The sequence below is a fragment of the Paenibacillus sp. FSL P2-0089 genome (assembly GCF_038595095.1).
GTDB classification, from domain to species: Bacteria; Bacillota; Bacilli; order Paenibacillales; family Paenibacillaceae; genus Paenibacillus_AQ; species Paenibacillus_AQ silagei.
The window spans coordinates 1,583,339-1,610,294 of record NZ_CP152006.1 but is presented as its reverse complement, the minus strand read 5'-3'; the positions used below and the strand labels follow the sequence as shown (position 1 = coordinate 1,610,294).

The window sequence follows — 26,956 nt, the reverse complement described above, 5'->3', positions numbered from 1 at the left end:
ACTGCAAAAACCCCAGGGTCCGGCAGCATTTCATCACCAGTGGGCATTACTTGCCGGACTTCATGCTTTTTCGCAGCCGCAAAGCTTCAGTATACACGCTGTGCCAGTCTTTGTCTTCAATAACCTCAGGGCTGTAATTCGCCCGCTCGAACATCTTCAGCAGCGCAGTAAGACTGCCTGCAGCTTGCGGGCGTTCCACGCTCCACCGTGCCACGGATTCGCGCAGGGTTTCATGCTCTTTCTTCAGCATACCCTTCCTGCGCATATACCTTACCCAGCGCTCCGTTTCTGCGACAACTTTTTGCGCCGGACTCGGCTGACCACCTAGACGCATACGGGTAATCAGGAAGCGCAGGCTCAGCCGGCGCTGCCAGATCAGGAATAGGGTCCAGAGCAGGAGTACAGCGGCTGCTCCAGCCACGGCCCAGGTGCCGGGATGGAATCCGGAAGACTTGTCCGTCTGGCCCGCTGCCGCCGGTTCAAGCTCCTCGGGCTCCTCAACCTCTACTTCAGGCTGATCCGGATTATCCTGCTCACTCTGCGTCAGCACCGGAACATCGAAGCCCGGCGTTGCCTCTACAGGAACCCAACCGTAATCGCCGAAATAGATCTCAGCCCAGGAGTGGGCGTCCGCATTGGTAATCGTGTAGTTGTTATTCACATAACCGGCAGCGCCCTGCTGAAGCATTACGCTATCCGGAATCTCGGCCTGCTCCCCGGGAGCATATCCCTTCACCCAGCGGGCCGGTATATCCAGTGCCCTCGCCATGGTGACAAGCGCCGTGGAATAGTAATCGCAGTATCCCTCCTTAATCTCAAACAGGAAGCTCTCGACCATGTCCTTGCTTCTGGCCCGTGAGGTATCCGGCTGATTCGTATAAGGGAAGGAAGCTTGCAGATATTGCTGCAGCAGAATCGTCTTCTCGTAAGGTGTCTGCGCTCTCGCTGTAATCTCCTCAGCCAGCGCGCTTACCCGCTCGGGATAGTTATCCGGGAGCTGAAGGTACTGCGGGTCAATATCCCTGTTCCCGTAGAGTTGCTCGAAGGTCTGCTTGCTTAACTCCTGAAGGGGAACGATCGGTACCTCCGAGATGACCACATAGGTCTGCGGATAAGCCCTTGTTTTGCCTCCGGGATTCCACAGCAGTTCACTGTCTTTACTCCTCCAGGATAAGCCGCTGCTCTGCTCCTGACCATCCACCGAGTCTACCCCCGAGATCGAATAGCCGCCGAACAGAACCGGATAGCTGTTCCCCCCAAGCAGCTTGACAGTCTGCTTGAGCGTACGGGTCTCCGTCTTGGAGGCGGCAGCACGTTCCAGCGGCTCGCCCACCTGCACCTCGTTATGCGGTCCCCGGCCGGAGGTATCATCATCTGTCCAGCCTTTGCCCGAATACACACTGCGGATCTCGCCGCGCATATAGGTGCGCAGATCGGAGGTCACTTGCATGACCGGCGAATAATCGAAGTTGAAGCCCCCGCCCAGATTGTCATCATTCAGGCTGTAGCCCGAGGTCGTCCCGTTCGCCGCTGACCCGCCGCTTGCAGCATCCCCGCTCCCGGAGGAGGGTCTGGACGAGACGGAGTTACCGTTCCACTTTTGCCAGGCGGTATAAGGGTCGGTCAAGGTGGGACGCACGCCCGGCATATTCACCCCGGCAAGGATAACCAGTGAGAAAATAATCGCTATATTCAAGGCAACCTTCATCGGATACCTCAGCATATAGGTCCAGCCGCGCGGATAATGCAGCTGGAAATTCCTCAGATGCCGGGTGACCAGCCAGCCCATACCGGCAAAGACCGTCCAGGCTACCTCCTGCCACATTACCGCTGTCGTGAATGAATCCAGCGCGGCGAAGGCCGTGATATTCGCTGCGATGAACATCAGAATCCGCGCCTTGCCGTTCACCCACCAGGCGGACACAAGCAGCAGCGCCCAGGCCCCTAGCGCAAACCAGATGTAAGGAATCATCGATACCGCTATCCCGGGCAGGCGGTCAAGAAATGCCGGCAGCAGCGGAACGGGAATGTAAATCCCGTAGCTGATAATCACGTTGTATACAATAAATACCACTGCTGCGCCTTCCAGCACAATGCGGTACACTCTTTTGAACGGAAAAATGATTTCAATAGCTGTAACGGCCAGCAGGGTTAGCGCCACCGAAACGGTGGTCTCCTGCAGCCAGAAGGGCACCGTATAGGACACCCACTGCATAGCGATAATGCTCAGCCATAGCAGCGTCAGCCCGTGATGCCATGAGGAACGTATCGCCTGGAACCATTGCTTCATCGGACAGAATCACCTCCAAGTACCGCAGGAAGCTCCTGAAGTGTGCTGATGCTATGTCCGGTAACGCCATGCGAGTGCAGAATATTCTGCCACTCTCCGGCCCGGTATTTCCCGGAAGGATGAAGAACATGAATGTGGGAAGGGGTCATCCCCCGGTTCTCCGCCCAGCGCAGCGTATCCAGTATCGCTCTGCCGCTCTGCGGACTGATCAGTACGAAATACGATCCCTTGGGGAACATCCGCTGGACACTCTCCAGCCTGTCAATCAGCGGCCCCTTGCCTTCTGCGTTGATGTCTATTAAATATTGAATCATCTTTTGCCGCTCGGCATTGCCTTCCGCCGGACTGAACACCTTATTATGCTTATCCAGACAGCACAGGCCGATGCCGATCCGCTCCCGGATGCCGAAGCCGAGGAGAGAAGCCGTGACCGAGACTGCCAGCTCGAATTGTGCGGAGTTGTAATAGCCGCTGGAGGTTCCGTCCAGCACCAGAATGGTTCTGGGAACGGATTCATGCTCGAATTCCTTCGACTTCCACTCGCCGGTCTTCGCCGTTGCATTCCAGTGAATGCGCGTCAGCCGGTCCCCGTAGACATAATCACGGACACCGTTGATCTGCGTGGTCTCGCGCCTGGACTGAAGCAGCGATACCTGCGGCCCCGACAGCCGCGCCTTGCGCTCATACAGCTGCCAGCGCGGCACTACGACGGCCCGGGGCATCACACGGAATTGGCCTTCTGCCTTGAAAGTCCCCTTATGCTCCATCAGACCGAAGATATCCTCGCTGAGAATATCCGTATTCTCAAAAGTATAACGGCCCCGCTCCAGCAGCGGCGTCTGGAACAGCAGCTCGCCCCGTCCGCCCATGTTCGGAATCAGGCTCTCCTCGAACACCCAGGACTCTCCGTTATGGCGCTTCAAAATTTCTCTTACCACCACGTAGGGCAAAGGCAGAAATCCCGGAATGGTCACTTCCAGCTTCACCTTTAAAAAACCCCCGGCATAGAGCAGATCCGGCTTATCCTGTTCGGAATAGAAGCTGCGTGCGCCTCTGGCCCGCCGGACCCCTTCAAGACCGCCAATGAACAGATACAGAAAAAGAACAGAGACCATGATGAACAGCATGAACGAGGTTTTGCCGCCCTGAAACAGCACGTAGAAGAGTGTAATGACCCAAATCGCCAGAACGCCCGTGAACTTCCTCAGCTGAACCGCAGCGGCAGCCCGCGTAAGTAAGGCCCTCATCTTATTGCCTCATGGTTACAGGCACGTTAATGCTCTGAAGCAGCTTCTGCAGAAGGGAGTCCATGCTGACGTTGTCCAGGCGTGATTCCGGCCGCAGCAGGATCCGGTGTCCCAGTGTATACGGGGTCAGGGTCTTCACATCATCAGGCAGCACATAATCCCGTCCCTGGAGAAAAGCGTAGGCCTTGCAGGCCATCATGAATGATAAGGATGCCCGGGGGCTTGCGCCGAGCAGCACCAGCGGATGCACCCGCGTCTGGCGGACCACATCCAGCAGGTAGTTCAGCACCGGCTCGCTGATGAACACATCGCGGATCTCCTCCTGAATGGCAGCAATCGTCTCCATGCTGGTTACGGGAGCCAGCCTGTCCACCGGTTGGCCCTGCTGATGGGTTAGCAGCAGGTTCTTCTCGGTATCGGCATCGGGGTAGCCCAGGCTGATCCGCAGCATGAAGCGGTCCAGCTGAGCTTCGGGAAGGGTATAGGTTCCCTCGAAATCTATCGGATTCTGGGTCGCACAGAGCATGAACGGATGCGGAAGAGGATAGGTCTCTCCATCGACCGTAACATTTCGTTCTTCCATTACCTCAAGCAGTGCGGACTGGGTCTTGGTGGTCGCCCGGTTGATCTCATCGGCCAGCAGGATATTGGTCATCACCGGACCCGGACGGAAGTGGAACATCTCATCACGCGGATGATAGACGGATACGCCGGTAATATCACTCGGAAGAATATCCGGGTTACACTGGATGCGCCGGTATTCGCCGGACATCGACCGGGAGAGCGCGCGGATAAGCTGGGTTTTGCCAGTCCCCGGAACATCCTCAATCAGGACATGTCCGCCTGCTAACAGTGCAGTCAGCAGCAGTTCTATTTCAAAGCTTTTACCAAGAATACAGGATTCCAGATTAGTGCGGACAGCGTTCATAATTTGCGTGGATTCTTGACGTACGGGCATGTATATTAAACCCTCCTATATCAGAATAAGCAGTAATATATACATTTTACATGATAGGAGTACCGAAAGTACATGTTAGGCTGGTGATATCACTGTAAATGCCAAAACAAACAACACAAATCCCGGATAAGGGAATTGTGCTGCAGTGCCTGTCGTACTTGACATTAAACCTTGAATTTGCCGATCTGCTCCTGAAGCTCTTCAGCGATAGTGGACAATGAAGTGGCCGAAGCCGAGATGCCTTCCATTGAAGCCAGCTGCTCCTCGGTAGCAGCCGATACATGCTGTGTTCCCGCCGCTCCATTCTCGGCTGCGACAGATATCTGCTTGATGAAGTTGACTACTTCATCCGTTCCTGCTGACAGCTGCTCTGATCCGGCCGATACTTCCTCAATCTCTCCGGTAACCTGATTGACAGTATTCAGAATATGCTCGAAGGAATTACCGGCGCTGCGGACGGCTTCCAGACCAGCAGCGACATCCTGTCCGTTCAACGTTACCGCTTCAATCGCTGTGACAGTGTCGGATTGGATGGCTTCTACCAGTTCGGTAATCTGCTGGGCTGAGCCGGCGGACTGCTCTGCAAGCTTGCGGACTTCTCCTGCAACCACAGCAAAGCCCCGTCCCTGTTCTCCGGCACGCGCAGCTTCAATGGCAGCATTGAGCGCCAGAAGGTTGGTCTGTCCCGCGATGCCGGTAATGACACTAACGATTTTGCCGATTTCATTGGAACGTTCTCCGAGCGCCGACATCATGCCGCCGAGCTCTGTAACCGACTGGTTCACAGCGTTCATCTGTGTCACTGCTTCCTGAATCCGCTGATTCCCTTCGGCAGACCTCTGGGCTGCTCCTTGCGCAGATGCGAAGACAGACTGGGCGCGTACAGCAATCTGTTCTACACCAACGGACATCTCTTCAATAGCCTGCGTAGATTTCCCAACCATATCCACCTGAAGTGCAGCCCCGCTGGCTACTTCCTGCATTGTCTCTGTAATCTGCATAGACGCCTGGCTGCTCTGCTCTGCACTTGCTGTCAGCTCTTCGGAGGAGGTAACTACAAGCTCTGTCGTCGCGTTTACAGCCTGAATGAGGCTCCGGAGATTCTGTACCATTGCATTGAAAGCAAGCGAGAGTGTATGCATCTCGTCCCTGCTCTTCACGGTTACCGGTTCACCGGTCAGGTCCCCGCCAGCGATACGTTCCGCAGCACGGCTGATTCTCAGCACCGGACGCGAGATGGAGTTCGACAGCAGGATCGAGATCACAATCGCAACCAGGATCGCGGCAGCGCTGAAGACAATGATCATCCGCTGTCCTGAAACGTAATTCGCCACCGCTTCATCGTTCATCAAGGCGGCTCCGCTGTTATTAAGTTCAATCAGCTTCATAATGGTGTTATTTGCGTTATACCACAGCCCATAGGATTCTTTGTGCAGCATATTGGCCTTGCCATAGTCCTTGGCCTCTCCGGCACTAATAATCTCCGGCAGCTTGGCCAGATAGGACGCATATTGTTCAGTAAAGCCCTTGTAGATTTCCCTCTCCTCATCGGAGCTGATCAGGGCTTCATAGACCTTAAGTCCGTCGTCCACCTTCTTAAGCACAGCATTATAATCGGCTTGAACCTTGTCTCTTTGCGCAGTATTCTGCTCCAGCACCAGATTCAGCGCAAGGCGTTCAACATCCGAGACATCTCCATTTAGCGTACCAAGAATCGTGACACTGGGCATCCAGTGTGAGTCGATGTCTTTCGCTGTATCTCCAAGCTTGTTCAGGCTGAGCAGAGAAGCAGTGCTACTGACAAACAGCAGTGCTACGACAACAAAAAAAGCAAGCAGCATCTTCAATCGTATATTTAATTTCATCTCAACGCTTCCCCCGTTAACTTATGTATTCTCTTGATTGCACAAGCATACATCTATATCGACAAAAGCTGACATTTCGTTAATATTTCGATTATATATTTTTTATTTATTCAAATTCCTGTTAAGACCCAAAAACAAGCATAAACGGATGCCTCCCTTATAAGGACGACATCCGTTTATAAAAGACCGCCAGAAGTTGGAGCGGTCCCGAATATACTTATCTATGCTGCGCTACCCCTTCGGCCGGACCACCAGCGCCGCCAGGAAAGAGAAGACAATCGCCGAGGAAATCCCGGCGCTGGTCACATCGAAGATCCCGGTGACGACACCGACCCAGCCATCGCGCTCCAGCTCAGTCAGCGCGCCATGGACCAGGGAATTCCCGAAGCTGGTAATGGGTACGCTAGCCCCGGCTCCGGCGAATTTCACGAGCGGATCGTAGATGCCAAAAGCATCGGCAGCCGCTCCAAGCACCACCAGCGTACTCATGGTATGGGCCGGAGTCAGCTTCAGCACATCGAACATCAGCTGGCCGATCACGCATATCGCTCCTCCGACCAGAAAAGCCCATAAATAAATCATGCTCCCTCACCTCCGATCTCCAGGGCTACCGCATGGGCTACACACGGAATACTCTCCCCTTGCTGATAAGACAGCGGCGAGAGCAGCGCTCCAGTCGCCACGATCAATACCCGTTTCAACTCACCCTTCTTCATCCGGCCGATAATATGACCGTAGGTTACTGTGGCCGAGCAGCCCGCACCGCTTCCCCCGGCAATGACATACTTCTGCTTGTCCAGGTCGTACATCATGAGGCCGCAGTCATTGAAGACCGTCTGCTCCATTGGGATGCCTTCCTTGGCCAGCAGATCCTTGGCAATCGGCAAGCCGACGGAAGCCAGATCGCCCGTAACAATCAGATCATAGTGACCAGGCGACAGCCCCGTATCGCGGAAATGTGCCGTGATGGTATCGGCGGCTGCCGGGGCCATGGCCGTTCCCATATTGAACGGATCTTTCAGCCCCAGGTCCATGATGCGCCCAAGAGTTGCGTACACCACATGCGGGCCTTGAACCGTCCCATCGTTCACTCCTACCACTGCGCAGCCGGAGCCTGTAACGGTATATTGGGCGGTGGGCGGCTTCTGCGAGCCATACTCTGTCGGGTAGCGGAACTGCTTCTCAACTGTACAGTTATGGCTGGATGTGCCGGCCAGCGCGTACTTGCCGCCGCCGGAATCCACAATCATGGAGGCGATGGCGAGGCTCTCCATTGAGGTGGAGCAGGCACCGAACACTCCCAAGTAAGGCACGCCGAGCTTCCGCGCGGCGAAGGAGCTGCTGATGATCTGATTCATCAGATCCCCGCCGACGAAGAACTCCAGCTTCTCCTGCTCCAGATTCGCATTCATCAGGGCGAGCTTGGCGGCTTTTTCGAACAGGGCGCGTTCTGCCTTCTCCCATGTCTTCTCGCCCATCTCCAGCGAATCATAGACGAAGTCGAAGCTTGAGGCCAGCGGCCCTTCTCCCTCTTCAGGCCCCACCACAGCGGATGTCCCAAGGATCACCGGACGGTTCGTAAATTCCCAGGTCTGACTGCCGAGCTGCTTCATCGTTTAATGCGCACCTCCCCAGCCCATAACGGCATACACTACACCCACGATAAAAGCGGCAACGACACCGAACACAATAACCGACCCGGCCAGCTTGAACATGTTCCCGCCCACGCCCAGTACCAGCCCTTCAGCCCTGTGCTCCAGTGCGGCAGAGCACATGCTGTTGGCGAATCCTGTGACGGGCACTGCTGTGCCTGCACCGCACCACTGAGCGAGCTTGTCATACACCCCGAAGCTGGTCAGTATGACGGAGAGCAGAATCAGAATGGCCACGGTCGGGCTTGCCGCCTCTCTTGAGGTCATATCGAATATCGCCATGAATGCTTCCTGGATGCCTTGTCCCAGCACACAGATGAGTCCCCCGGAGAGGAAGGCGCGTATACAATTCTTGAATACAGGACGAGAAGGCACGTAAGGCTTGGCCAATTCCTGATAAGCCTTCGGGGTCAGACCGTCAAGGTTCAGCTTGACGCCTGACTTTTTTGTTTTTGCCGGCAATGCAGACACCCCCTGAACTGTTGGATACGAAAGGGAACGGGCAGCGGGTAAGCTGTAGTCCCGTTCCTTCGTGCTATGCAGAATTAAGTTTTCCTTATTGTTCACTTCAGGCGGCCCCGTTATGTCCCTCCTGCTCAGGAAAAATAAAACAGCACAACAATCAGCAGCAGAAACAGCACCAGAATCAGCACTGCCTCATTCTCCCGCCCGTACCGGCGGCGGTACCGCCTGGGCAAGCCCTGCCTGCGGACCGGCACTTTCCGGAAACCGCTCCGGCTGCCTGCCTGGGCTACGCTCCCCGAGAGCCACATTCTCCTCGCTTCCTTTCTCCGGCCCCTGCCTGCAGAGCCCTTACCGTATAGTATTCGCACAATGAGCCTCTGTGTTCATTTGCCCTTCCAGCATGGACAAGAGGCGCAACAATGTTCATACTAAATGACATAAAGGAGCGATATATGTATGAATACAGACACACTTGAATTATTTAAGACATTGACTGAATTCCCCTCAGCCCCCGGCTTCGAGCGCGAACTGCGCGCTTATGTCAAAGAGGCAATGACGCCTTATACGGACGAATTTGTACAGGACCGACTGGGCAGCCTGTTCGGCGTGATGCGCGGTGAAGCTAACGGTCCCAAAATTATGGTGGCCGGCCATTTCGATGAGGTAGGCTTCATGGTTACCGGCATTACAGACAACGGGATGATCCGCTTCACACCGCTGGGCGGATGGCTGGCTTCGGCCGTGGCCTCACAGCGCCTGCAGATCATTACACCGAAAGGTACGCTGAATGGCGTGGTCGGCAGTACACCTATCCATCTGCTGAGCGCGGATGAACGCGGCAAGGCCGGGGAGATCAGCAAGATGTACATCGATATCGGCGCAGACAGCCGGGAAGAGGCGCAGAGCTTCGGTGTAGCTCCGGGACAGCAGGTCGTGCCGGTCTGCCCGTTCACACCGCTGGCCAATCCGAAGAAGATTATGGCCAAGGCCTGGGACAACCGCTACGGTGTCGGCCTGGCTATTGAATTAATGAAGGAACTGCACGGACAAGCCTTGCCGAATACGCTCTACTGCGGCGCTACCGTTCAGGAAGAGGTCGGGCTGCGCGGTGCAAGGACGGCTGCCAATCTGCTGCAGCCGGATATTTTCTTCGGGCTGGACGCCAGCGCCGCTGCCGATATGACCGGCGACCGCCAGGCCTTCGGCCATCTGGGCCAGGGCGCGCTGCTGCGTATTTTTGACCCGACGATGATTACCCACCGGGGACTGATTGAATATGTGCAGGATACGGCTGACACCCATAAGATCAAATACCAGTATTTCGTCTCCCAGGGGGGAACGGATGCGGGCCAGGTGCATCTCAGCGGAATCGGTATTCCTTCAGCGGTGATCGGGATCTGCTCCCGTTACATCCACACGGCAACCTCGATCATCCACAGTGATGATTATGCGGCAGCCAAAGAGCTGCTGATTAAGCTGGTACAAGGATTGGACCGCACGACACTGCAGACGATTCTGGAGAACAGCTAATAGCCTCTACACAAAGTGGGGCTTTAGCTCTCACAGACTAACGCAAACAGCCGCAGGGATAAGCTTATAGGCTTTCCCTGCGGCTGTATTTTTATGTTGTTAGCTCATATGTCCTTAGCTCAGCTTCGCGTATTGCTCCATCGCAGACTGATGGATCGGATGGTCAGCAGCAAGACCCGTATACTTCGTCAGCGCTGCTTCTGCTCCAAGCTCCGCGATTGCGGCTTGCAGCTCCACCGCTTCCGGGTCATCCCCCGCCTTGAACAGCAGCGCACCGGCCATGGAACGTGTCAACGCGGTGTAACTCAGCCCTCTGTCATACGCCTGCGTTGCAGGGGATACCAGACGATCATTTGGCGACAGCTTGCGCAGCGGCGAACGGCCTACACGGGACACCTCATCGGTCAGCGCCGGATTGCGGAAGCGCTCCAGGATTTTATCGATATACTTACTGTGCTCTACTTCATCGAAGCCATGCTTCTGGACCAGCACTGCGCCGGTCTCCTCAAGTACCTCACGAACCTTCGCCGTTAACGCCTCATCCGCCATAGCCTGCTGTATGGTCTCGTAGCCCTGCAGATAGCCCAGGTACGCCGCAGAGCAGTGCCCCGTGTTCACAGTGAAGAGCTTGCGTTCAATATACGGCTCCAGATTCTCTACATAATGCACACCTTCAACCGGCGTATAGCCCGGGATCATCTGCGAGGCGTCCACCACCCATTCATAGAACGGCTCAACGACCACCTTCAGAATATCCTCATGCTGCTGGAGCGGAACGATCCGGTCCACTGCCGCGTTAGGAAAAGCAACCGAAGATTCAGCCTTCTCACGTGCAGCTTCATCGAGCTTCGCGTATACCAGCTCCTTGAGCTGTGCACTGCCGCCAATCGCATTCTCGCAGGCAATGACATGCAGCGGTGCGGAGGAGACAGCTACTCTCCGGCGGATGCCGTCCGCCACCGTTCCCGCAATGTGCTTCAGAATTGACACGCCGACCGCGGTTGTAACCAAATCGGCTTCAGCAATGGCGGCCGCCACTTCATCCGCATGCGTGACACTGCTAAGAGCCGTTACATTCTTCACGATGACCGTTTCCTGACCGTCGCTGGCCAGCGTGACCGGATATTCGCCGCGTTCCTTGAGCTGGGTAACAAAGGCCTCATTCACATCCACAAAAGTAACTTCATAGCCCGCCTGCGACAGCAGCAGCCCGATGAAGCCCCTGCCGATATTGCCCGCGCCGAAATGGACCGCCTTCATTACTCCAGTCCCCCTTCGAAGATTGCAATAACATCAGCAGCCGTAGGGGCGTTCATGACGCGGTCAATAGCATCATCCTCGGTGAAAATCATCGCCACGTTCGTCAGAACCTCCATATGCCCGTCACCTGCGGCTGCAATGCCGATGACTACAAACGCCGGCTCATCGCCGCCGAAATCCACCCCGTCCGGAAAGCGGATGATAGACAACCCAGTTGACTTAATAAAAGGCCGCGCTTCTTTGGTACCATGCGGAATAGCCAATCCGCCGCCCATATAAGTGGACACTACTTCCTCACGTTCCAGCATCTTGGGAACATATTCCTCCGTTACATGCCCTGCATCGACCAGCAGCTTGCCCGCCATCTTGATGGCTTCGTATTTATCGTTTGCCGCACCGTGCATAATCACTTTATTTTCTGACAGTATACTCATATGGTTTCTCCCGCTTTCAACTTTTATTTTGGAAAAAATGAAGCAGCTCCGAGGACAAATACCCCCGGATCTCAGACTCTGAACGTTCTTCCAGCAATTGAACCAGCTCGGAATTCAGCAGCAGTGCGCTGATCTCGCTGAGCACCTCCAGGCTCTCCTTGGAGAGTCTGCGCGGAGCCAGCATGAGCAGAATGACTCTGACCTCTGTATCCCCCTCCAGAATTACGGGCTGATCAAGCCGGTACAGGGTCAGCGATGACAGGTGAATATGGCTGCTTCTGGTATGGAACAACGCCAATGCGGTATCGGGGATCACCTGGCTGGTCATCCGCTCCCGTTCGAGCAGACGCTCCAGCACAATACCGGCATCCCCAACCACGCCGTTTCCATTCAGTGTCTCCAGCATCTCCACTATCGTCGCTGACAGATCCATTCCCTTGTTGTCAATCGGATGGAACCTGAACCGCTCCAGCAGGCTGACGATCTCATCCAGAACGCCCTTGTAGCTCCTGAGCCGTTCAAGCGAGGCTTCCTCCCGCACCGCCTGGTCCGGTTCACTGGGCATCCCCTTCTCCCGTTCCCGCAGCGTAGTATTCTGGATGTAATTCAGCAGCTTCTCGATCTCCTCCGCTGTGAGCAGGGGGCTGATCTTGATGTAACGCTCCTTATCAATCGGCAGATCAATGGTAGATATAATCAGATCATAATCTTCATCCGGCAGGCGTGCCGCTTCATACCAGGAGATGTTGCCGAGAATCTCAATCTGCGGCATTTCCTTGGTCAGCCGGGTGGCTAGCAGCCGGGAGGAGCTAAGGCCGCTGGCACAGACCAGAATGGCTCTTACGTTGCGCCTTAGCTGGTTCAGCCGCTCTGCGGAAGCTCCGAAATGCATGACCAGAAATCCGATCTCTTCATCCGGGATCGCAAGCTCCAGCTGCATATCCTCCACCGCTGCGCGGATGATGTTGAACAGATATTCGTAATCCCTGCGGATCGGGCCGAGCAGCGGGTTACGGATACGTGTGCCTTCCCGGATCCGCTTCAGCGCCGGATCAATATGCTCCAGCAGCCCCTCGCGCAGAGTACGGTCACTCTGGAAGGGCAGCCCTGTCCGCTTGACCACACTCTCCGTCAGCTTATAGACAATCTCCATTAATTCAATATCGCCATAGGCGTAGCCCGACGAGGAGAAGGAATCCTGGACCCGGTCGAACAGCCCGGCGATATACAGAATCTCTACCCGGGGGATTTTCAGCTTAAGAACCTCAGCGAGCTGCCCCACAAATCGCTCGGCTCCGGCAATGTTCCGGTGATCGGACACCCTGGAATAACCCGCTTCCGCCCCGCTGTCAATGCTTCGGCTAAGCTCAATCCTCCTGGTAGTGACAGCAAGGGCCAAGAGCATTTCCATATAGACAATTTCGGGCAGCTCCGCCGTCCATTTCCATTCCATATCCCACAGCGTGTTCTCTACTTCCATGAGGTTGGACTGACCGACTGTAGTCAACAGCATACGAAAAGCCGGATTGCTCTCAGCCAGAGAACCATGGCCGACCAGATCGGACAAATCCAGATGCTCTGCGGCTAACCGGCCAATCGCCCGGCGCTTGTCGATCTCGCTGCCGGTGATTTCTACGCCGTAGCCTCGTCTACGAACCAGCTCCAGGCCGAACTTACGGACCCATTGCTCCAGTTCATCCAGATCGTAGCTAATAGAAGCAACTGTAACCTTGAGGGAATGCGCAAGTGTGAACAGCTTCACCGGCTCCTCTGCCTCCAGCAGCACGCAGAGCTCGAATACCTTGCGGTCTTCGCCGGAATAATCCGCCGGCTTCTCTTCCCGCAGGAATAGGCGCAGCTCCGCAAGACCGGCCTCCGGGCCGCTCAACTGGATGCCTTTGCCTGATTTTTTGATCAGATCAAGACCAAAGTCCTCAAGCGCGGACTCTATATCCTCCATCTCCCGGTGTACGGTTCTTACGCTTACCCCGGTAGCCTCGGCAATTTTTACAGCGGTAATCTCTCCGCTTGCTTCAAGCAGAAGCCACAGGATCTGGCGCTGTCTGGCGGTAATTTTCGTCATTTCCGCTAACCCTCCGCCTTGCATCAAGTACAAACGGATATGCCGTCCTATAAGGGACGGCATCCGTTTCAGCGAGAACTATATACTTAGATTTTACACTTGTGCCGCTTACTTCAAACGTTCTACGAGCTCATCATATTTCGGACTCTTCAGGAAGTTATCGATCGAGATATGCTCTGCCTGCGGATTGCTGGCAATCGCCCGGTCGGTAAGCGTCTTCTGGGTAACTACGATATCCGCGTCAGCAGGAATTTCACTAACAGCAGAGTTCGTCACCGTAATGTTGACCCCTGCGTTCTGCAGTTTCTTTCTCAGCACCGAGGCCCCCATGGCACTGGAACCCATCCCTGCATCACAAGCGAAGACGATTTTGTTCACATTGGCTTTGCTGCGGACATTGGAAGCTACAGCTGTAGTTGCGGCGGTCTGTGCTGCTGTACCGGCCGATTTCATGTCTCTCATTCTGGCTTCTGCCGCTTCCAGATCCATCTCCTCTTCATCATTACTCTTGGAAGATCTCAGAAGCACAGCTGCAATCAGGAACGATACGATGGTAGCCACGACAACCCCGGCAATCATCGGAAGATATCCGCCCTTAGGCGTCATTGCGAAATAGGCAAAGATACTGCCTGGTGAAGGAGAAGCTACCAGACCGGCGCCCAGCATCTGGAAGGTGAATGTACCGGACATTCCGCCACCGATGACCGCCAGAATCAGACGAGGGTTCATCAGGATGTAAGGGAAGTAGATCTCATGAATCCCGCCCAGGAAGTGAATGATAATAGCGCCCGGTGCAGAGGATTTGGCAGAACCTTTGCCCGCCAGCCAGTATGCAAGCAGGATACCCAGACCAGGACCCGGATTCGATTCAAGCATGAACAGGATGGATTTGCCGATTCTCTGGGACTCTTCAAGCGCAATCGGTCCCAGTACCCCGTGGTTAATTGCATTGTTCAGGAACAATACCTTGGCCGGCTCAATGATGATATTGATGAGCGGCAGCAGGTTATGGTTCACCAGGAACTCCACGCCATTCGAGAGGATATTGGTCAAGCCTTGTACCAGCGGTCCAACGCCCTTTAAGGCTCCAAGCGTCAAAGCGCCGCCGATGATACCCAGCGAGAAGTTGTTGACCAGCATTTCGAACCCGGCCCTGATTTTGCCGTCCACAGCTCTGTCGAACTGCTTCAGCACCCAGGCAGCCAGCGGACCGACAATCATCGCACCCAGGAACATTGGAATCGTCGAGCCGACGATAACCCCCATGGTCACCAGCGCGCCGATGACAGCACCGCGTTTGCCGTGAACCATCTGTCCGCCGGTGTACCCGATCAAGAGAGGAAGCAGGTAGTTAATGATTGGGCCTACTAGAGCTGCAAGGCTCTCATTGGGATACCAGCCCGTTGGAATGAATAATGCTGTAATCAATCCCCATGCGATAAAAGCGCCGATATTCGGCATAACCATACCGCTGAGCATACGTCCGAATTGTTGAACCTTCACCCTTGCACCGCCGGATGAAGCTTGTTTCGTTGCCGTTGTGGCCATTTGAGATGCCCCCTTATTGTAATGAACGGGAACCTTCCGCACCGCATGCTGAAAGGTGTTTTCCCTTTGAACACATCGTAAATCAAAGCGCTTTCTTTGTCACCAAATTGAAAACACGGTTTCGGCATGAACATTGTTGACAACATTTAAGAGTTCCTGCCAAGGGGCTTAAGTCCAGTATTCTCCTTGCTTCCAACGGCCTACAAGCTTCCTCATAGGATGCACAATTTCACGTATAATATCATTTAGGGCTTAGGTAGTGTAAAGAACAGAATCAACCTGCGGATGGATAATGTAAGAACTTAGGGCTGTAGCTCATACGGCTATATTTGCCCGCTGTCGGGGCAGACAAAAAAAGCCGCCCCCTCAACGGAGACAGCTATGCCATGCAACAGCGGTTAAGCTATGATTAAATCATGTCCAGCGGAACCTTCCACAACGGTTGGGGAAAAGCATCGTCGAGCTGCCACAGCTCGTCGTCTGTAAGCACAAGCCTCGCGGCAGCCGCATTCTCATTCACATGCTCACGGGTGGCAGCCTTGGGAATAGCGATGACCTCCCCGTCCCGGATGGTCCAGGCCAGCAGAACCTGCAGCGGAGTGACCTCATGATTCCGGGCAATCTGCTGCACAGCTTCATTCTCAGTCAGCCCTTTTCTCAGTGTGCCTGCCTGGGCCAGCGGAGAATAGGCCATGACAGGAATCTTATGTCCTCTCAGCCAAGGCAGCAGCTCATGCTCAATCCCTCTCGAGCCCAGATGATAGAGCACTTGATTAACTGCACAGTGATTGCCGCCGGGAATACTCAGCAGCTCCTGCATATCTGCCGTATCCAGATTGGATACGCCCCAGCGGGCGATTTTGCCGGAAGCAACCAGTGCCTCCATCCCCTCCACGGTCTCTTCCAGAGGAATGTTGCCGCGCCAATGCAGCAGGTACAGGTCCAGATGGTCCGTCCCGAGCCGCTTGAGGCTGGCTTCGCAGCTGCTAATCAGCTTAGTCCCGCCCGCATTATGCGGATAGACCTTGGAGACCAGAAATACGCTGTCGCGGATTCCCCGCAGCGCTTCACCAACCAGCTCCTCGGAGCGGCCGTCCCCGTACATCTCAGCCGTATCAATCAGATTCATCCCCAGCTCTACACCCTGGCGAAGCGCAGCAATCTCTTCTGCCCGCTTCCCCGGCTGGTCGCCAATCCGCCACGTTCCCTGCCCCAGTCTGGGCAGCACGGCTCCGTCGTTCAGGCGGATATTCTCAGATACAGGTCTGCTCATATGTGATAAGTCTCCTTATAAGAATAATGTTCTTACTTACTATACTTACCATATCCAGGGCAACGAAACATCCGTTAAGTGTCCAACTCAGTAACGTTTCAGCGGGAATTCTCAGCCGATCAGCTTCAGGCCGGCTACGGCTCCCAAAATCACTACAATACAGGCAATCCGCTTCACATCCCTTGCTTCACCGTAGAACAACATGCCCATAATCGCTGCCCCGGACGCTCCAATCCCTGTCCAGATCGCATATGCAATCCCCATCGGCAGACTCTCCATCGCCAGAGACAGCAGCAGGAAGCTTGCCCCGAAGCCTAGGATCAGCAGGCAGACAGACTGCCAGTTGCGGTCCTTGTGCAGCTTGCCAATCATGGCGACCCCGAACATTTCACATATACCAGCGGCAATCAGCATCACCCATGCCATATCAGTTCAGCTCCTTTGTCTGTTCAGATTCAGCCTGAGCCGGGGTAACCAGCTTCAGTCCGACGACCCCGGCCAGCAGCAGGCCGATCAACAGCAGCTTCAACGGCCGCAGCGGTTCACCGAACAGAACTCCACCCGCCAGAACGGTACCCGCGGTTCCAAGTCCGACAAATACAGCATAGACCGTCCCGACCGGCAGCCTGCCGCTAGCCCAGATGAGGGCGTAGAAGCTGATCAGTATGGCCGCTACCGTAACCGCCCATTCCCATGGAGCGGAGGCATGCTTCAGCCCGATGACCCATATCACTTCAAAGCAGGCAGCGCCTGCAATCATGATCCAGCTCTTAGTGCTTTTCTTCATTTCCCTTGCCTCCTGTGTCATAAAATAAGCCCGGAAGGTTATCGTCATTATTGACGATACCTCCCGGGCTTTTGTCCCTCCGTGTATACACGGATTAGCTTCATCCGTGTGTTCTCCCTCGGACCAGGCCAGCGGTGTGTACCTGCTGCGGAACCCTAGAGAACTATTAACTGCTTATGAACTTACAACGTATGTTAGCAAATCATGCTACGGAATGCAACCCCTGTATCTCTTACTCCTGTCCGGCCAGCCTGTTCAGCTCCTGTAGATCCGCTTCCAGATCCGCCTCGGTATACTTGCCCTGACCAAAGCCGATCATGGCGCGCAGCGGCATGTATTTCATCATGGCCAGCAGCATCTCCGGATTGTCGCCAAGTGCATCCTCCAGCCCGAACACGCTGCTGAAGCTCTTCGCCTTCTCCTCCGTCAGCGGATTGGCAAGCAGGTCACCGACTGTGGTGTTGCGGTGGAACCGGGTGGTCAGCTTCACGGTGGATTCCACCTCAAGCTCCGTGCTCAGGCGGATATCGCGCGAGGAAGAACCTACAGCGATCTTGAACCTCCCGCTCTCCACATGCCAGTCGCCTAACTGCACATTATAATAAGCGAAGGAACGTTTATCCAAAGTGAAGGTTACGCTGCGTTCTTCCCCAGGCTGCAGCTCAATCTTGCCGAAGCCCTTCAGCTCCTGCAGCGGACGGATCACACGGCTCTCCACATCACTGACATAGAGCTGTACGACTTCCTTGCCCGCTCTGCTGCCGGTGTTCTTGACAGTGACCGATACCTGAACGGTATCTGTGTCCTGAATGCGGGTCTGATCCAGCAGCAGGCGGCTGTACTCGAATTCCGTGTAGCTGAGGCCGTAGCCGAAGGGGAACAGCGGCTCGATTTCTTTTTTGTCATAATAACGGTAGCCTACGAACAAGCCTTCCTTGTACTCCACCGTATCGCCTTCACCGGGGAAGTTCAGGAATGACGGATTGTCGCTCAGCTTCATAGGGAAGGTCTCCGCCAGCTTACCGCTCGGGCTCACTTCGCCGAACAACAGATCCGCAACCGCCCCGCCAAAAGCCTGACCGCCCAGATAGCCTTCAAGCACCGCCTTCGCCCTATGCAGCCAAGGCATCTCGACCGGCGCGCCGTTGCTCAGCACTACAATAATTTCGCTCTGGACCTCGGCCACCGCTTCAATCAGCGCCTTATGGCTCGCAGGAAGCAGCAGATGGCTACGGTCATAGCCCTCCGATTCGTAGCGGTCAGGCAGACCAAGGAACAGCACAGCTGCATCCGCCTTAGCTGCTGTATCACAGGCTTCGCGCAGCAGATCAGCATTGATGTCATCGCTCTCCAGCTCATAGCCCTGTGCGTACAGGAAGCTGGCCGCATCCCCGGCAACAGCCTGCAATTCGACGAAGGCATCATCCATCCGGGATGGATTCACATGCGAGCTGCCCCCGCCCTGATACCGCGGCTGCTTGGCGAATTCACCGATCACGGCGATCCGGCCGCTCTTCACGAGGGGCAGAATCCCGCCTTCGTTCTTCAGCAGCACCATACTCTCCCGGGCCACTTCGCGTGCAAGCTGATGATGCTTATCTGCATCGAAGACAGCGTGCGGGTTGCGGTTTTCGACACTTTTGAAGATAAAGGCCAGCATCCGCTCTACAGCGAGATCCAGCGTCTCCATAGCCAATTCACCGCTCTTCACAGCCGCTACAATCTTGGCGTCTCCGATTCCAGCACTTGACGGCATTTCCAGCTCCAGCCCTGCTGCCAGTGCCTTCACCCGCTCATTGACCGCTCCCCAGTCCGACACAACGAAGCCTTCGAAGCCCCATTCATCACGCAGCACCTTGGTCAGCAGCTCATAGCTCTCGGAAGCATACTCTCCGTTCACCTGATTATACGAGCACATCACACTCCACGGCTGGCTCTGCTTCACGGTGCCTTCGAAGCTGGCTAGATAAATCTCGCGGAGCGTCCGCTCATCAATAACTGCATCCACTGACATGCGGCGGTGTTCCTGGTTATTGGCAGCATAATGCTTTAGCGACGTCCCCACTCCCTGGCTCTGCACACCCTTCACATGATTTGCAGCCATCTCTGAGGCCAGGAACGGGTCCTCCGAGAAATATTCAAAGTTCCGCCCATTCAGCGGAGAACGCTTGATATTATTGCCTGGTCCGAGCAGAACGGCGACATTCTCCACCTGGCATTCCGTTCCCAGCGCCTCGCCCACCCGGAAGATCAGATCACGGTCCCACGAGGAGGCAAGTCCGGCTGCTGACGGAAAACAGGTTGCCGGTACACTGTTATTCAATCCAAGATGGTCTGCGTCACCCTGCTGCTTGCGGAGACCGTGGGGACCGTCTGTTACCATCACTGAGGGGATACCCAGACGTTCAATGCCTTTGGTGTTCCAGAAATCCAGCCCGGAGCAGAGTCCGGCCTTCTCTTCCAGTGTCATTTGCGAAATGAGCTTTTGAAGCTCTGTTACGTCCTTTGCCATTATATAGCCTCCTATGAATACGGTTTCTTGACTTCATTCTATACGACTGTCCCGGCCAATTATGGTACTCTAATTCGATTTTTGGTATTCTAAGTAGACAAAAGAGGGGGCGGCCTATGGCGAAGGAAATCGGGAATGACGAAGGTATACAATACATCTGCAAACTGATCTACGAAGCTTACCGGGTCCCGGTCTTGTGGCTGGATGAAGCGGCTGCGCCCCGTCTAGCCCTGGGACCGGCTGCACTAAACCGCCCTTCCGTTCAGGGAACGGGCGGCCTGCCGGTTGAGGTGATGGAGCTAGTACGTGAGAACCCCAGCGCGGAGGCGGCCGCAGCCGCGTTACCGCGTCTGTACGCGACTGGCTTCCTGGAGAATTTCATTATTCTCCAGCTTCCCAGCGCTGACGGTGCCATCGTCACCGGTCCGGCGCTGAACGCACCTGTTACCGGTGATAATGCAGCCAGCCTGCTGCGCGACCACAACATCCCGCCCGGGCAGCAGGCAAGCTGGCTGGAGTATTACGGCAACCTGCCTGTAATTAGCCGGAAGCGCTGGTATCATGCGGCGCTGCTGCTCTACACGCTTGTCACCAGGCAGGCATTATCCGTAACGGAGCTGCTGCTGGCGGCGGGTCCGCTGGCGGAACCGCTGCATCCGGCGGACGACAGCCCGGATCTGGACTTGTCCTACCGCCGCGAGCATACATGGCTGCACCATGACCCGATGCAGGAGCGCGAGATGTTCCGCTATATTACCAATGGGGACAAGGAGGGGCTGCTGCGGACCCATGCTTCTTTTGCCGAAGAGAGCTACGGAAGGTTGTCCCGCAAAAGCCAGCTGCGCAGCAAAAAAAATCTGGCTGTCTCCTCCATCACGCTGGCCACCCGCGCAGCGATTGAAGGCGGGTTGTTCTGGGAGATTGCCTATACGCTAAGCGACTTCCATATCCAGTATATTGAGGAGCTCCGCGATATTCCGGCGGTGGACAGCGCCATGCTGGCCGCTCTATGCGACTTCGCCGATCAGGTAGAGGGCAGCAGCAGCGCAAGACACTCCCGCGTCTCCGACCGGTGCCGGAATTTCATATACAACCATCTGTATGAGGAGCTTCCGCTCGGCAGGCTGGCTGAATACGCCGGAATGAGCGCAAGTTACCTGTCCCAGCTGTTCAAAAAAGAAACCGGCACCGCCATCAGCGACTACATCCAGCAGCAGCGGGTCGAAGAAGCCAAGCAGCTGATTCAGCTGCCCGGGATCACGCTGTCGGATATCGCTACCCGTCTGCATTTTAACGACCAGAGCTATTTTACTAAGGTATTCAAGAAGTATACCGGCCTCACCCCGGGACAATTCAAGCAGCATTCCAGGTAGATTCCAGAATTATGGTATGATTCTGCTATGAGGGCAATCCTACATTTGGATAAAGGAGAGGTTCTGCATGATGGGAAGCTTACTATTCGCAGTAGCAGTCATATTCGTTGCGGTGATGTTTATTAATCGCAGTAATCGTAATGCGCGGTACAAAAATTACGGAAATAGAACCCGCTCTCACGCGGGAGATCATTATTTCATCACAGGTACCGGGGCCGATGCGGGCAGCTACAACGAAAACAGCCCACATAAAATCCATCCAGGCACGGACGGGCACAGCGGTGCCAGCCATCATCATGGTCATCACCACGGGAATCATTCACATGATCATAACCATAACCATGGCAGCGGCAACCATCACGGCAGCCACGGAGGCTGGGACAGCGGCGGTCACAGCAGCCATGGAGGCGGTGATTCCGGCGGTGGTGGAGATTCTGGTGGCGGTGATTCTGGTGGCGGTGGGGGAGACTGATACAATTGACATTAGAGCCCCCAGGCTGATGCAGTTCAGCAGCCTGGGGGCTCATCTCATGTAGCGATAGTTTTCACCTCATTCGCTCATTCCGCCTACTTCTCCCGAAATCAGGTGCACTTATGCCCCTCATTCGCTCATATCGCCTACTTCTCCCGAAATCAGGTGCACTAGTGCCCTTCATTTGCTCATTCCGCCTACTTTTCCACGAAATCAGGTGCACTTATGCCCTTCATTCGCTCATTCCGCCAACATTCTCCGAAATCAGGTGCACCTATGCCCCTCATTTGTCATACCGCCGGTGCATCCCGGGTTAGGCTGTTACTGGGACGGGCTGATGAACTCCTGCTGTTCGGCACGGACTCTCCGGGCCGGGGAGAGTATAGACTGAAGGCTAAGGGCCAGCAGAAACGCCATGAAGAACAGTATAGTAGAGATGCCGAAGATCAATCTGGCGCCAGTGTACACATACAACCATCCGAAGAATAGATAAGACAGCATATTGGTCGCCAGCGGACCGCCTTCAAACACGGAACCGACGCGTCCGAGCAGGTTCTCAGGAACATAGGTCATTAACAGAGTCGACAGCGTAATGCTCAGCAGGGATATGCCAATCCCGATAATGACACGGCTGAGCAGCATGGACCAAGAGCCGAAGGAGAGCGTGAGCAGCAACAGCCCCAGAGTCATGACCGCTGCTCCCCAAATGTTGATTCGCACATAATTTTTGAATTTTGCCCCAAGCAGGTTCAGACCGAGCGCCCCCGCGAACATACCGATGCCCCCGGCGGTGCTTGCCCAGGCTAAGTAATTCTGGTCTAAATGCAGCTCTTTCACTACGAAATATATATTTAACAGATTAATCGCCCCTGTGCACGCCCCCATTACCGCCAACATGATAAATAAGCGTTTGGTGAGCGCAGAAGCGAAGATATAGCGGAAGCCTTCCAGGACATCCACCCAAAAGGAGGTTGCCGGACCGGAATCGGAGGGTGCTGCCAGGGGGGCCGGGCTCACCTTAAGACTCAGAATGAACAGGCTGCCTGCGATGAAACAAAAGCCGTCCACAATTAAAGAAGTTGACGCCCCCCACCATTGGTAGACAAAGGCTCCGATTGCAGGCCCGGCAAGACTGATCAGCGTATCTACCGTCTTTACAGAGGAACTGGCGGTACCGTAATCCTCGTTGTCCACGGCTGTGACCGTTAATTTACTGATGGCAGGCTGAAAAAATTGCTGAACCGTACACGCAAAGGCCAGCATGACCAGCAAAAGCGGAACCTGCTCCATCCAGATCAATCCGGCCAGTACAAAAGACATCGCAGCCCGGATCACCAGTGTCGCCTGCAGCACCTTCTTTGGTTTCCTGCGGTCAACCCATGTTCCGGCAAGAGGAGCCATGATAAAGACCGGGAGCATCTGGGCAAACAAAAGAGCTGTCCGGTAAAAGACAGCTTGATCCGCTTCCGCAAATACCCAGAACAGGATGGCCCAGTTCCTGATCTCATCTCCTACAGATGATAAGGTCTGCGTGCACCATAACCGGCGGAACACTCCGTTCTTCAGCATACTCCACAAGGAAAGGCCCCCTCTCTTTCGGTATTGTCACCCTAGGAAGTCAGCAATTCATGCGTATAGAAATGGTCGTACACCCGGCTGATCCATTCCTGCCGATCCTGTTCGCTGGCAGCAAAAGGATTCTCTAACGCCAGGTTGTGTACAACCGTCCGGAAGTCGCTCCCGTCCTCCATCTGTTGAATAATAGCAATGCTTAAAGGGTCCATGCTCATCACCCGGACGTAGCGCCTGCGCCCTTCAAGAGCCGGTGCGCTCTCCAGCACCAGCAGAATCCAATCTTCATGCCCTTCCGCAAGCTCAAGCTCTGCAGGAAGGGGACTGTGCAGCTTCAGCGCAGGGATGGAATAGTGCGGCTGCATCACTTTGACAGGCTTCATAGCAGTTGTGTCCTGCGGTGCTGTATCCTGCTGCATCAGTTCCATCACCGCACGCTCATAAGACAGGAAGTCCTTAAGGACCCGCCCGGTTTCCGGCACAAGACCCTGCACCAGCTCATCAAGAATGAGGGCCAGCTCCGCTTCCGGCGGTGTTGCCTCATGCATATCCAGCCTGGCAGAGACATATTCGATTGTACGGGTGTATGGAACAGCCGCCAGATGATTGAGATAATACAAGGTGCGGAAGAACGAACGGGCCAGCGGGTAGTAGAGCTTTCTGATCCTGTGCAGAGTGTGTGTATCCACAGACCGCAAGGAGTAATAGTTGCTGAAAATTTGCGGGTAGCTGGCAATCCAGTTCTTTTCAATGCCGGATAGCTGGAAATCACTGTTCATATCGTTCGTGCTCCAGAACTGCTCGTCCAGCACCAGGCTGCCCTTCGCTGCGTCAAACAATTGGGTTCCGGGAAAAAGGGACAGTTGATGCAGCTGCACATCCGCTATTCCTATGGAGAGCAGCCGGACAATCATATCCAGCGTCTGATTAAGGTCTTCGGTTGTCTCTTCGGGAAATCCGGTAATAAATGAAGCCGTACATGACAGACCCAGCCGATGAAGCTCGCGGAGCAGCTCATAAGCCTGGTTCAGATCGAGCTTTTTGCCAATGACCTGCTGGATGGGCTGGCTGCCGCTCTCAATCCCGAAGAAGACGCCATTACATCCAGCCTGCATCATCACCTCAAACAGTTCTATATTGACGTGGTCCGTCCGGGAGGAGCAGCTCCAGGTGAAGGGCTCGCTGCAATCCAGCAGCTCCCGGCAGAATTGTCTGACAAACTTCTGATTAACCGTGAAATTATCATGCGTTAAGCTGAAATGGGTGATTCCCCAACGATCCCTGACGTATCTCATCTCGGCGATGATCCGTGCAGGACTTTTAGTTCTGTATTTTCGTGAAAAGAAGGTCGAGGTGCTGCAAAAGCTGCAATTAAAGGGACAGCCGCGTCCCGCCTCAACCGGAAAAAACCGGCTCTCCGGAGTGGTAAAATAAGCTTCAATATCCTCGATTAGATGAAAGGCAGGGAAGGGCGTATCATCGAGATTCCTCAGAATCGGCCGCGGCGGATTGGTGCGGATTGTCCCCTCTTCACGGAAGCAGATTCCTTCTACCTCTGAGAGCGGATGGCCCGACTCCAGGACCGCAATCAGCTCCGGCAGCGTCAGCTCGCCTTCTCCGGCAACGATATAGTCTATCGCTGGGAAATGGGTTAAGGTTTCAGCCGCTACGAAGCTCGCATGGGGTCCGCCAAGAATAATGATTCTGTCCGGGTCCAGCCGTTTGCATTCCTCCGCAATTCTCAGTGCGATCGAATAATTGCCGCACATCGCCGTGAATCCGAGAACTCTGGATGGCTTGCCGATGATTAATTGGGCAATACCGGCAAGGGCTGCTGTATCGAAATGGCTGGTGCCTGAATAGAGTAATGCCAGATCAGTGAGACATACCCCGTACCCCGCTTCAAGAAGTGCAGCGCCTAGCACAAGCAGGTTGAGCGGAGGATCAACGGTATCCACAGCTGCATTATAGGGCGGACATATCAATTGAATCATTTCCCAGTCACCTCACGTAAGAGAAGATTTAACTTAAGGCGGTGAACGAAGCATTCAGCAGCTCCAGATGGCTGTCAAGGTCACGCTTCACATTTCCGCAGTAGGCGCCTAAGATCGAACCGGTGGTTCGGTCGGCTTGAACCGGACAATTCCCGGAGCATAGAAAAGCGATATTGCATCCTTTACACTCCGGCTGATTCAAGACATGACGTTCCTTCCAGAGCGCCAGCTTCTGGTCATCCAGCTTAAGCTGAGGGTAATACGTTCCAAGACTCCATTTGGGATTACCTATAATACTGGTGCAAGGGTAGACCTGGTGGTCCGGCGAGAAGGTGAATGTTTTTCCTCCGGCCGCCTCACAAAAATAATAGTTAGGGAAATAGTTATCTTTAGCGAGGCCTGTTCCCAGCACGTGCTCGAACGGCAGGGAGAGTCTGGTTAGATCACTGTTTAATACGACATTCAGCCTTTTTAGTTTATCGTTTGGCACATGCACTTTGATGAATTCCGTGAGCTGATAGCTGGGCAGCAGGCCCGGGGCGGAATTCCCTGCATAATTCTCAACGGGAGACAGTGAAACCGAGAAGTTAGGGTAAGCATTCCATTGCCGTTCCTGGAAGAAATCCAGGAGTTCATTCAGATGCTCTATATTCTCACCATCCAGATTGACACGAATAGCGATGTCGAAATCATGCTCTAGGAAGGAGTCAATCTGAGCGGTTATTTTCATAAAGGTTCCCTCATTGGCCCGGGTGATCCGCCGCCGGTCATGAACCGCCTGGGGGCCGTCTATGGTTAACTGGATTCTGAGCATATCCTTGTAAGGCTCTAGCAATTCCTGATAGTGTGACAGGAACACCCCATTGGATATGACGGTTCCTGTAATTCCCCTAGCTTTGGCCTGCTCAAGAATAAGTCCGACGATAGAATGGTTCAGGGGCAGGAGCGGTTCTCCGCCAAAAATAACAAAATGATGCCGGGTGGACTGCTGCTGCTGCATGATTTGATCCATGGCCAGGAAGGCAGCCTGCACCTGATCTTCAGTCATCTGTTCATGGCTGGAGCGGATCTCTTGGGGCTCAAAGCAGTAGACACATTTCAAATTACAGGTCATGGAAGGACAGAACACAAAGGAAATGTCACCCGAGCCATGCTGATCCAGGTATTCTTTGTACCGGCGGATCAGGGCTTGCTCCTCTTCACGCTCCCTGTACAGATAACCTCTGCCGGCCAGAAACTGTTCTTCATCAGCGGTGAGAGTATAGGCAACAGGCTGTTGTTTCTGGAGGAACTGGCTGATATGCTCTTCCACAATATCCATTGCGCCTGACAGGGAATTGAAGATAAGATGACGGCCATTTCTTAAGCGATACGTAAGAATATATTCTGAAATATACAATATCTATCCCCCCTGGTATGAACAGCGGGAAGGCATAAGGATGCGCTTCCCGCTATTTCCCAAATATAAGGATGCTGTTAGATGGCTTTTTTGGTAGGATTGTTGATTTGAATGGATGCTTTCTGGCAACATGCCATTGGAACCGTAATTTCTTCAAGGTCTTTGGCTGAGAGATTCGTCCAGAGATCCTTGTTCTTCGTCAGTGATTTCATGTACATTACCTCCTCTCCTCTAAGAATATA

The 26,956-nt window shown here is 54.5% G+C and carries 23 protein-coding genes and 1 riboswitch; of the genes, 3 read left to right on the top strand and 20 right to left on the bottom strand.

The features are described 5' to 3' along the window. Positions 1–46 precede the first annotated feature (46 nt). The 8 genes from NST69_RS06505 to NST69_RS06470 all read right to left on the bottom strand — a co-directional run bounded on the left by NST69_RS06505 (position 47) and on the right by NST69_RS06470 (position 8,785). Positions 47–2,290: a transglutaminase domain-containing protein gene (locus NST69_RS06505; RefSeq protein WP_342548821.1), complete on the bottom strand. Its 2,244-nt coding sequence runs from the start codon at positions 2,288–2,290 to the stop codon at positions 47–49. Continuing rightward, entirely contained in the window at positions 2,287–3,537 is a 1,251-nt protein-coding gene (locus NST69_RS06500; RefSeq protein WP_342548819.1) for a DUF58 domain-containing protein, read from the bottom strand. Before NST69_RS06500 ends, NST69_RS06505 begins: the two co-directional genes overlap by 4 nt. Before the next feature lies 1 nt (position 3,538). Continuing rightward, complete coding sequence (locus NST69_RS06495) at positions 3,539–4,495, bottom strand: MoxR family ATPase (protein WP_076079719.1); 957 nt, start codon at positions 4,493–4,495, stop codon at positions 3,539–3,541. Positions 4,496–4,659: 164 nt separating this feature from the next. After that, entirely contained in the window at positions 4,660–6,360 is a 1,701-nt protein-coding gene (locus tag NST69_RS06490; RefSeq protein WP_342548817.1) for a HAMP domain-containing methyl-accepting chemotaxis protein, read from the bottom strand. Positions 6,361–6,591: 231 nt separating this feature from the next. Beyond that, positions 6,592–6,942, bottom strand: a complete 351-nt coding sequence (gene spoVAE / locus NST69_RS06485; protein WP_036697920.1) for a stage V sporulation protein AE — start codon at positions 6,940–6,942, stop codon at positions 6,592–6,594. After that, positions 6,939–7,973, bottom strand: a complete 1,035-nt coding sequence (gene spoVAD, locus NST69_RS06480; RefSeq protein WP_339254734.1) for a stage V sporulation protein AD — start codon at positions 7,971–7,973, stop codon at positions 6,939–6,941. The genes spoVAE and spoVAD overlap by 4 nt, the downstream gene beginning before the upstream one ends. 3 nt (positions 7,974–7,976) lie before the next feature. Further along, complete coding sequence (gene spoVAC, locus NST69_RS06475; protein WP_076079722.1) at positions 7,977–8,474, bottom strand: stage V sporulation protein AC; 498 nt, start codon at positions 8,472–8,474, stop codon at positions 7,977–7,979. Positions 8,475–8,608: 134 nt separating this feature from the next. Next, on the bottom strand, positions 8,609–8,785 hold the full coding sequence (locus NST69_RS06470; RefSeq protein WP_209878112.1) for a hypothetical protein: 177 nt from the start codon (positions 8,783–8,785) through the stop codon (positions 8,609–8,611). A gap of 148 nt (positions 8,786–8,933) precedes the next feature. On the opposite strand from NST69_RS06470, the gene NST69_RS06465 reads away from it, so the two are divergent. Continuing rightward, positions 8,934–10,007: a M42 family metallopeptidase gene (locus NST69_RS06465; protein ID WP_342548815.1), complete on the top strand. Its 1,074-nt coding sequence runs from the start codon at positions 8,934–8,936 to the stop codon at positions 10,005–10,007. A gap of 114 nt (positions 10,008–10,121) precedes the next feature. On the opposite strand, the gene NST69_RS06460 is transcribed toward NST69_RS06465, so the two are convergent. From NST69_RS06460 to NST69_RS06425, 8 genes are all read right to left on the bottom strand, one after another. Next, positions 10,122–11,267: a mannitol-1-phosphate 5-dehydrogenase gene (locus tag NST69_RS06460; protein ID WP_339313206.1), complete on the bottom strand. Its 1,146-nt coding sequence runs from the start codon at positions 11,265–11,267 to the stop codon at positions 10,122–10,124. After that, on the bottom strand, positions 11,267–11,701 hold the full coding sequence (locus tag NST69_RS06455; RefSeq protein ID WP_076079725.1) for a PTS sugar transporter subunit IIA: 435 nt from the start codon (positions 11,699–11,701) through the stop codon (positions 11,267–11,269). The genes NST69_RS06460 and NST69_RS06455 overlap by 1 nt, the downstream gene beginning before the upstream one ends. A gap of 16 nt (positions 11,702–11,717) precedes the next feature. Continuing rightward, positions 11,718–13,784 carry a BglG family transcription antiterminator gene (locus NST69_RS06450; protein WP_342548814.1) on the bottom strand — a complete coding sequence of 689 codons (2,067 nt, stop codon included), beginning with the start codon at positions 13,782–13,784 and terminating at the stop codon, positions 11,718–11,720. A gap of 108 nt (positions 13,785–13,892) precedes the next feature. Further along, the gene (locus tag NST69_RS06445) at positions 13,893–15,332 is read right to left on the bottom strand and encodes a PTS mannitol transporter subunit IICBA (RefSeq protein ID WP_342548813.1); all 1,440 of its coding nucleotides are present in this window, start codon (positions 15,330–15,332) and stop codon (positions 13,893–13,895) included. A gap of 409 nt (positions 15,333–15,741) precedes the next feature. Further along, positions 15,742–16,605: an aldo/keto reductase gene (locus NST69_RS06440; protein ID WP_342548812.1), complete on the bottom strand. Its 864-nt coding sequence runs from the start codon at positions 16,603–16,605 to the stop codon at positions 15,742–15,744. 111 nt (positions 16,606–16,716) lie between these two features. After that, a complete protein-coding gene (locus tag NST69_RS06435) occupies positions 16,717–17,031 on the bottom strand; it encodes a multidrug efflux SMR transporter (RefSeq protein WP_209879950.1) in 315 nt (104 codons plus the stop codon). Position 17,032: 1 nt separating this feature from the next. Beyond that, positions 17,033–17,392 (bottom strand): multidrug efflux SMR transporter, encoded by a 360-nt coding sequence (locus NST69_RS06430; protein WP_339313202.1) that lies wholly within the window; start codon positions 17,390–17,392, stop codon positions 17,033–17,035. Between the two features lie 58 nt (positions 17,393–17,450). Next, a riboswitch (guanidine-I (ykkC/yxkD leader) is annotated at positions 17,451–17,562 on the bottom strand. Positions 17,563–17,624: 62 nt separating this feature from the next. Then, entirely contained in the window at positions 17,625–19,904 is a 2,280-nt protein-coding gene (locus NST69_RS06425) for a glycoside hydrolase family 3 C-terminal domain-containing protein (protein WP_342548811.1), read from the bottom strand. 116 nt (positions 19,905–20,020) lie between these two features. Between NST69_RS06425 and NST69_RS06420 the strand changes: the two genes are divergently transcribed. Beyond that, positions 20,021–21,277, top strand: coding sequence for a helix-turn-helix domain-containing protein (locus tag NST69_RS06420; protein ID WP_342548810.1), 1,257 nt, complete (start codon positions 20,021–20,023; stop codon positions 21,275–21,277). Between the two features lie 140 nt (positions 21,278–21,417). Beyond that, positions 21,418–21,813: a hypothetical protein gene (locus NST69_RS06415; protein ID WP_342548809.1), complete on the top strand. Its 396-nt coding sequence runs from the start codon at positions 21,418–21,420 to the stop codon at positions 21,811–21,813. A gap of 257 nt (positions 21,814–22,070) precedes the next feature. Here the strand turns inward: NST69_RS06415 and NST69_RS06410 are convergent, their stop codons facing one another. The 4 genes from NST69_RS06410 to NST69_RS06395 all read right to left on the bottom strand — a co-directional run bounded on the left by NST69_RS06410 (position 22,071) and on the right by NST69_RS06395 (position 26,926). Continuing rightward, the gene (locus NST69_RS06410) at positions 22,071–23,318 is read right to left on the bottom strand and encodes an MFS transporter (RefSeq protein WP_342550096.1); all 1,248 of its coding nucleotides are present in this window, start codon (positions 23,316–23,318) and stop codon (positions 22,071–22,073) included. Positions 23,319–23,359: 41 nt separating this feature from the next. Beyond that, the gene (locus NST69_RS06405) at positions 23,360–25,315 is read right to left on the bottom strand and encodes a radical SAM protein (RefSeq protein ID WP_342548808.1); all 1,956 of its coding nucleotides are present in this window, start codon (positions 25,313–25,315) and stop codon (positions 23,360–23,362) included. 28 nt (positions 25,316–25,343) lie between these two features. Further along, positions 25,344–26,714 (bottom strand): radical SAM protein, encoded by a 1,371-nt coding sequence (locus NST69_RS06400; protein WP_209879930.1) that lies wholly within the window; start codon positions 26,712–26,714, stop codon positions 25,344–25,346. A 77-nt stretch (positions 26,715–26,791) separates the two neighbouring features. Then, positions 26,792–26,926 (bottom strand): hypothetical protein, encoded by a 135-nt coding sequence (locus NST69_RS06395; RefSeq protein WP_281068293.1) that lies wholly within the window; start codon positions 26,924–26,926, stop codon positions 26,792–26,794. Between the last annotated feature and the right edge of the window lie 30 nt (positions 26,927–26,956).

Excerpts from the sequence above, each read along its gene's own strand:
- NST69_RS06505 (WP_342548821.1), bottom strand. The coding sequence starts at position 2,290 with ATGAAGCAATGGTTCCAGGCGATACGTTCCTCATGGCATCACGGGCTG.
- NST69_RS06500 (WP_342548819.1), bottom strand. The coding sequence starts at position 3,537 with ATGAGGGCCTTACTTACGCGGGCTGCCGCTGCGGTTCAGCTGAGGAAG.
- NST69_RS06495 (WP_076079719.1), bottom strand. The coding sequence starts at position 4,495 with ATGCCCGTACGTCAAGAATCCACGCAAATTATGAACGCTGTCCGCACT.
- NST69_RS06490 (WP_342548817.1), bottom strand. The coding sequence starts at position 6,360 with ATGAAATTAAATATACGATTGAAGATGCTGCTTGCTTTTTTTGTTGTC.
- spoVAE (WP_036697920.1), bottom strand. The coding sequence starts at position 6,942 with ATGATTTATTTATGGGCTTTTCTGGTCGGAGGAGCGATATGCGTGATC.
- spoVAD (WP_339254734.1), bottom strand. The coding sequence starts at position 7,973 with ATGAAGCAGCTCGGCAGTCAGACCTGGGAATTTACGAACCGTCCGGTG.
- NST69_RS06470 (WP_209878112.1), bottom strand. The coding sequence starts at position 8,785 with ATGTGGCTCTCGGGGAGCGTAGCCCAGGCAGGCAGCCGGAGCGGTTTC.
- NST69_RS06465 (WP_342548815.1), top strand. The coding sequence starts at position 8,934 with ATGAATACAGACACACTTGAATTATTTAAGACATTGACTGAATTCCCC.
- NST69_RS06460 (WP_339313206.1), bottom strand. The coding sequence starts at position 11,267 with ATGAAGGCGGTCCATTTCGGCGCGGGCAATATCGGCAGGGGCTTCATC.
- NST69_RS06455 (WP_076079725.1), bottom strand. The coding sequence starts at position 11,701 with ATGAGTATACTGTCAGAAAATAAAGTGATTATGCACGGTGCGGCAAAC.
- NST69_RS06450 (WP_342548814.1), bottom strand. The coding sequence starts at position 13,784 with ATGACGAAAATTACCGCCAGACAGCGCCAGATCCTGTGGCTTCTGCTT.
- NST69_RS06445 (WP_342548813.1), bottom strand. The coding sequence starts at position 15,332 with ATGGCCACAACGGCAACGAAACAAGCTTCATCCGGCGGTGCAAGGGTG.
- NST69_RS06440 (WP_342548812.1), bottom strand. The coding sequence starts at position 16,605 with ATGAGCAGACCTGTATCTGAGAATATCCGCCTGAACGACGGAGCCGTG.
- NST69_RS06435 (WP_209879950.1), bottom strand. The coding sequence starts at position 17,031 with ATGGCATGGGTGATGCTGATTGCCGCTGGTATATGTGAAATGTTCGGG.
- NST69_RS06430 (WP_339313202.1), bottom strand. The coding sequence starts at position 17,392 with ATGAAGAAAAGCACTAAGAGCTGGATCATGATTGCAGGCGCTGCCTGC.
- NST69_RS06425 (WP_342548811.1), bottom strand. The coding sequence starts at position 19,904 with ATGGCAAAGGACGTAACAGAGCTTCAAAAGCTCATTTCGCAAATGACA.
- NST69_RS06420 (WP_342548810.1), top strand. The coding sequence starts at position 20,021 with ATGGCGAAGGAAATCGGGAATGACGAAGGTATACAATACATCTGCAAA.
- NST69_RS06415 (WP_342548809.1), top strand. The coding sequence starts at position 21,418 with ATGCGCGGTACAAAAATTACGGAAATAGAACCCGCTCTCACGCGGGAG.
- NST69_RS06410 (WP_342550096.1), bottom strand. The coding sequence starts at position 23,318 with ATGCTGAAGAACGGAGTGTTCCGCCGGTTATGGTGCACGCAGACCTTA.
- NST69_RS06405 (WP_342548808.1), bottom strand. The coding sequence starts at position 25,315 with ATGATTCAATTGATATGTCCGCCCTATAATGCAGCTGTGGATACCGTT.
- NST69_RS06395 (WP_281068293.1), bottom strand. The coding sequence starts at position 26,926 with ATGAAATCACTGACGAAGAACAAGGATCTCTGGACGAATCTCTCAGCC.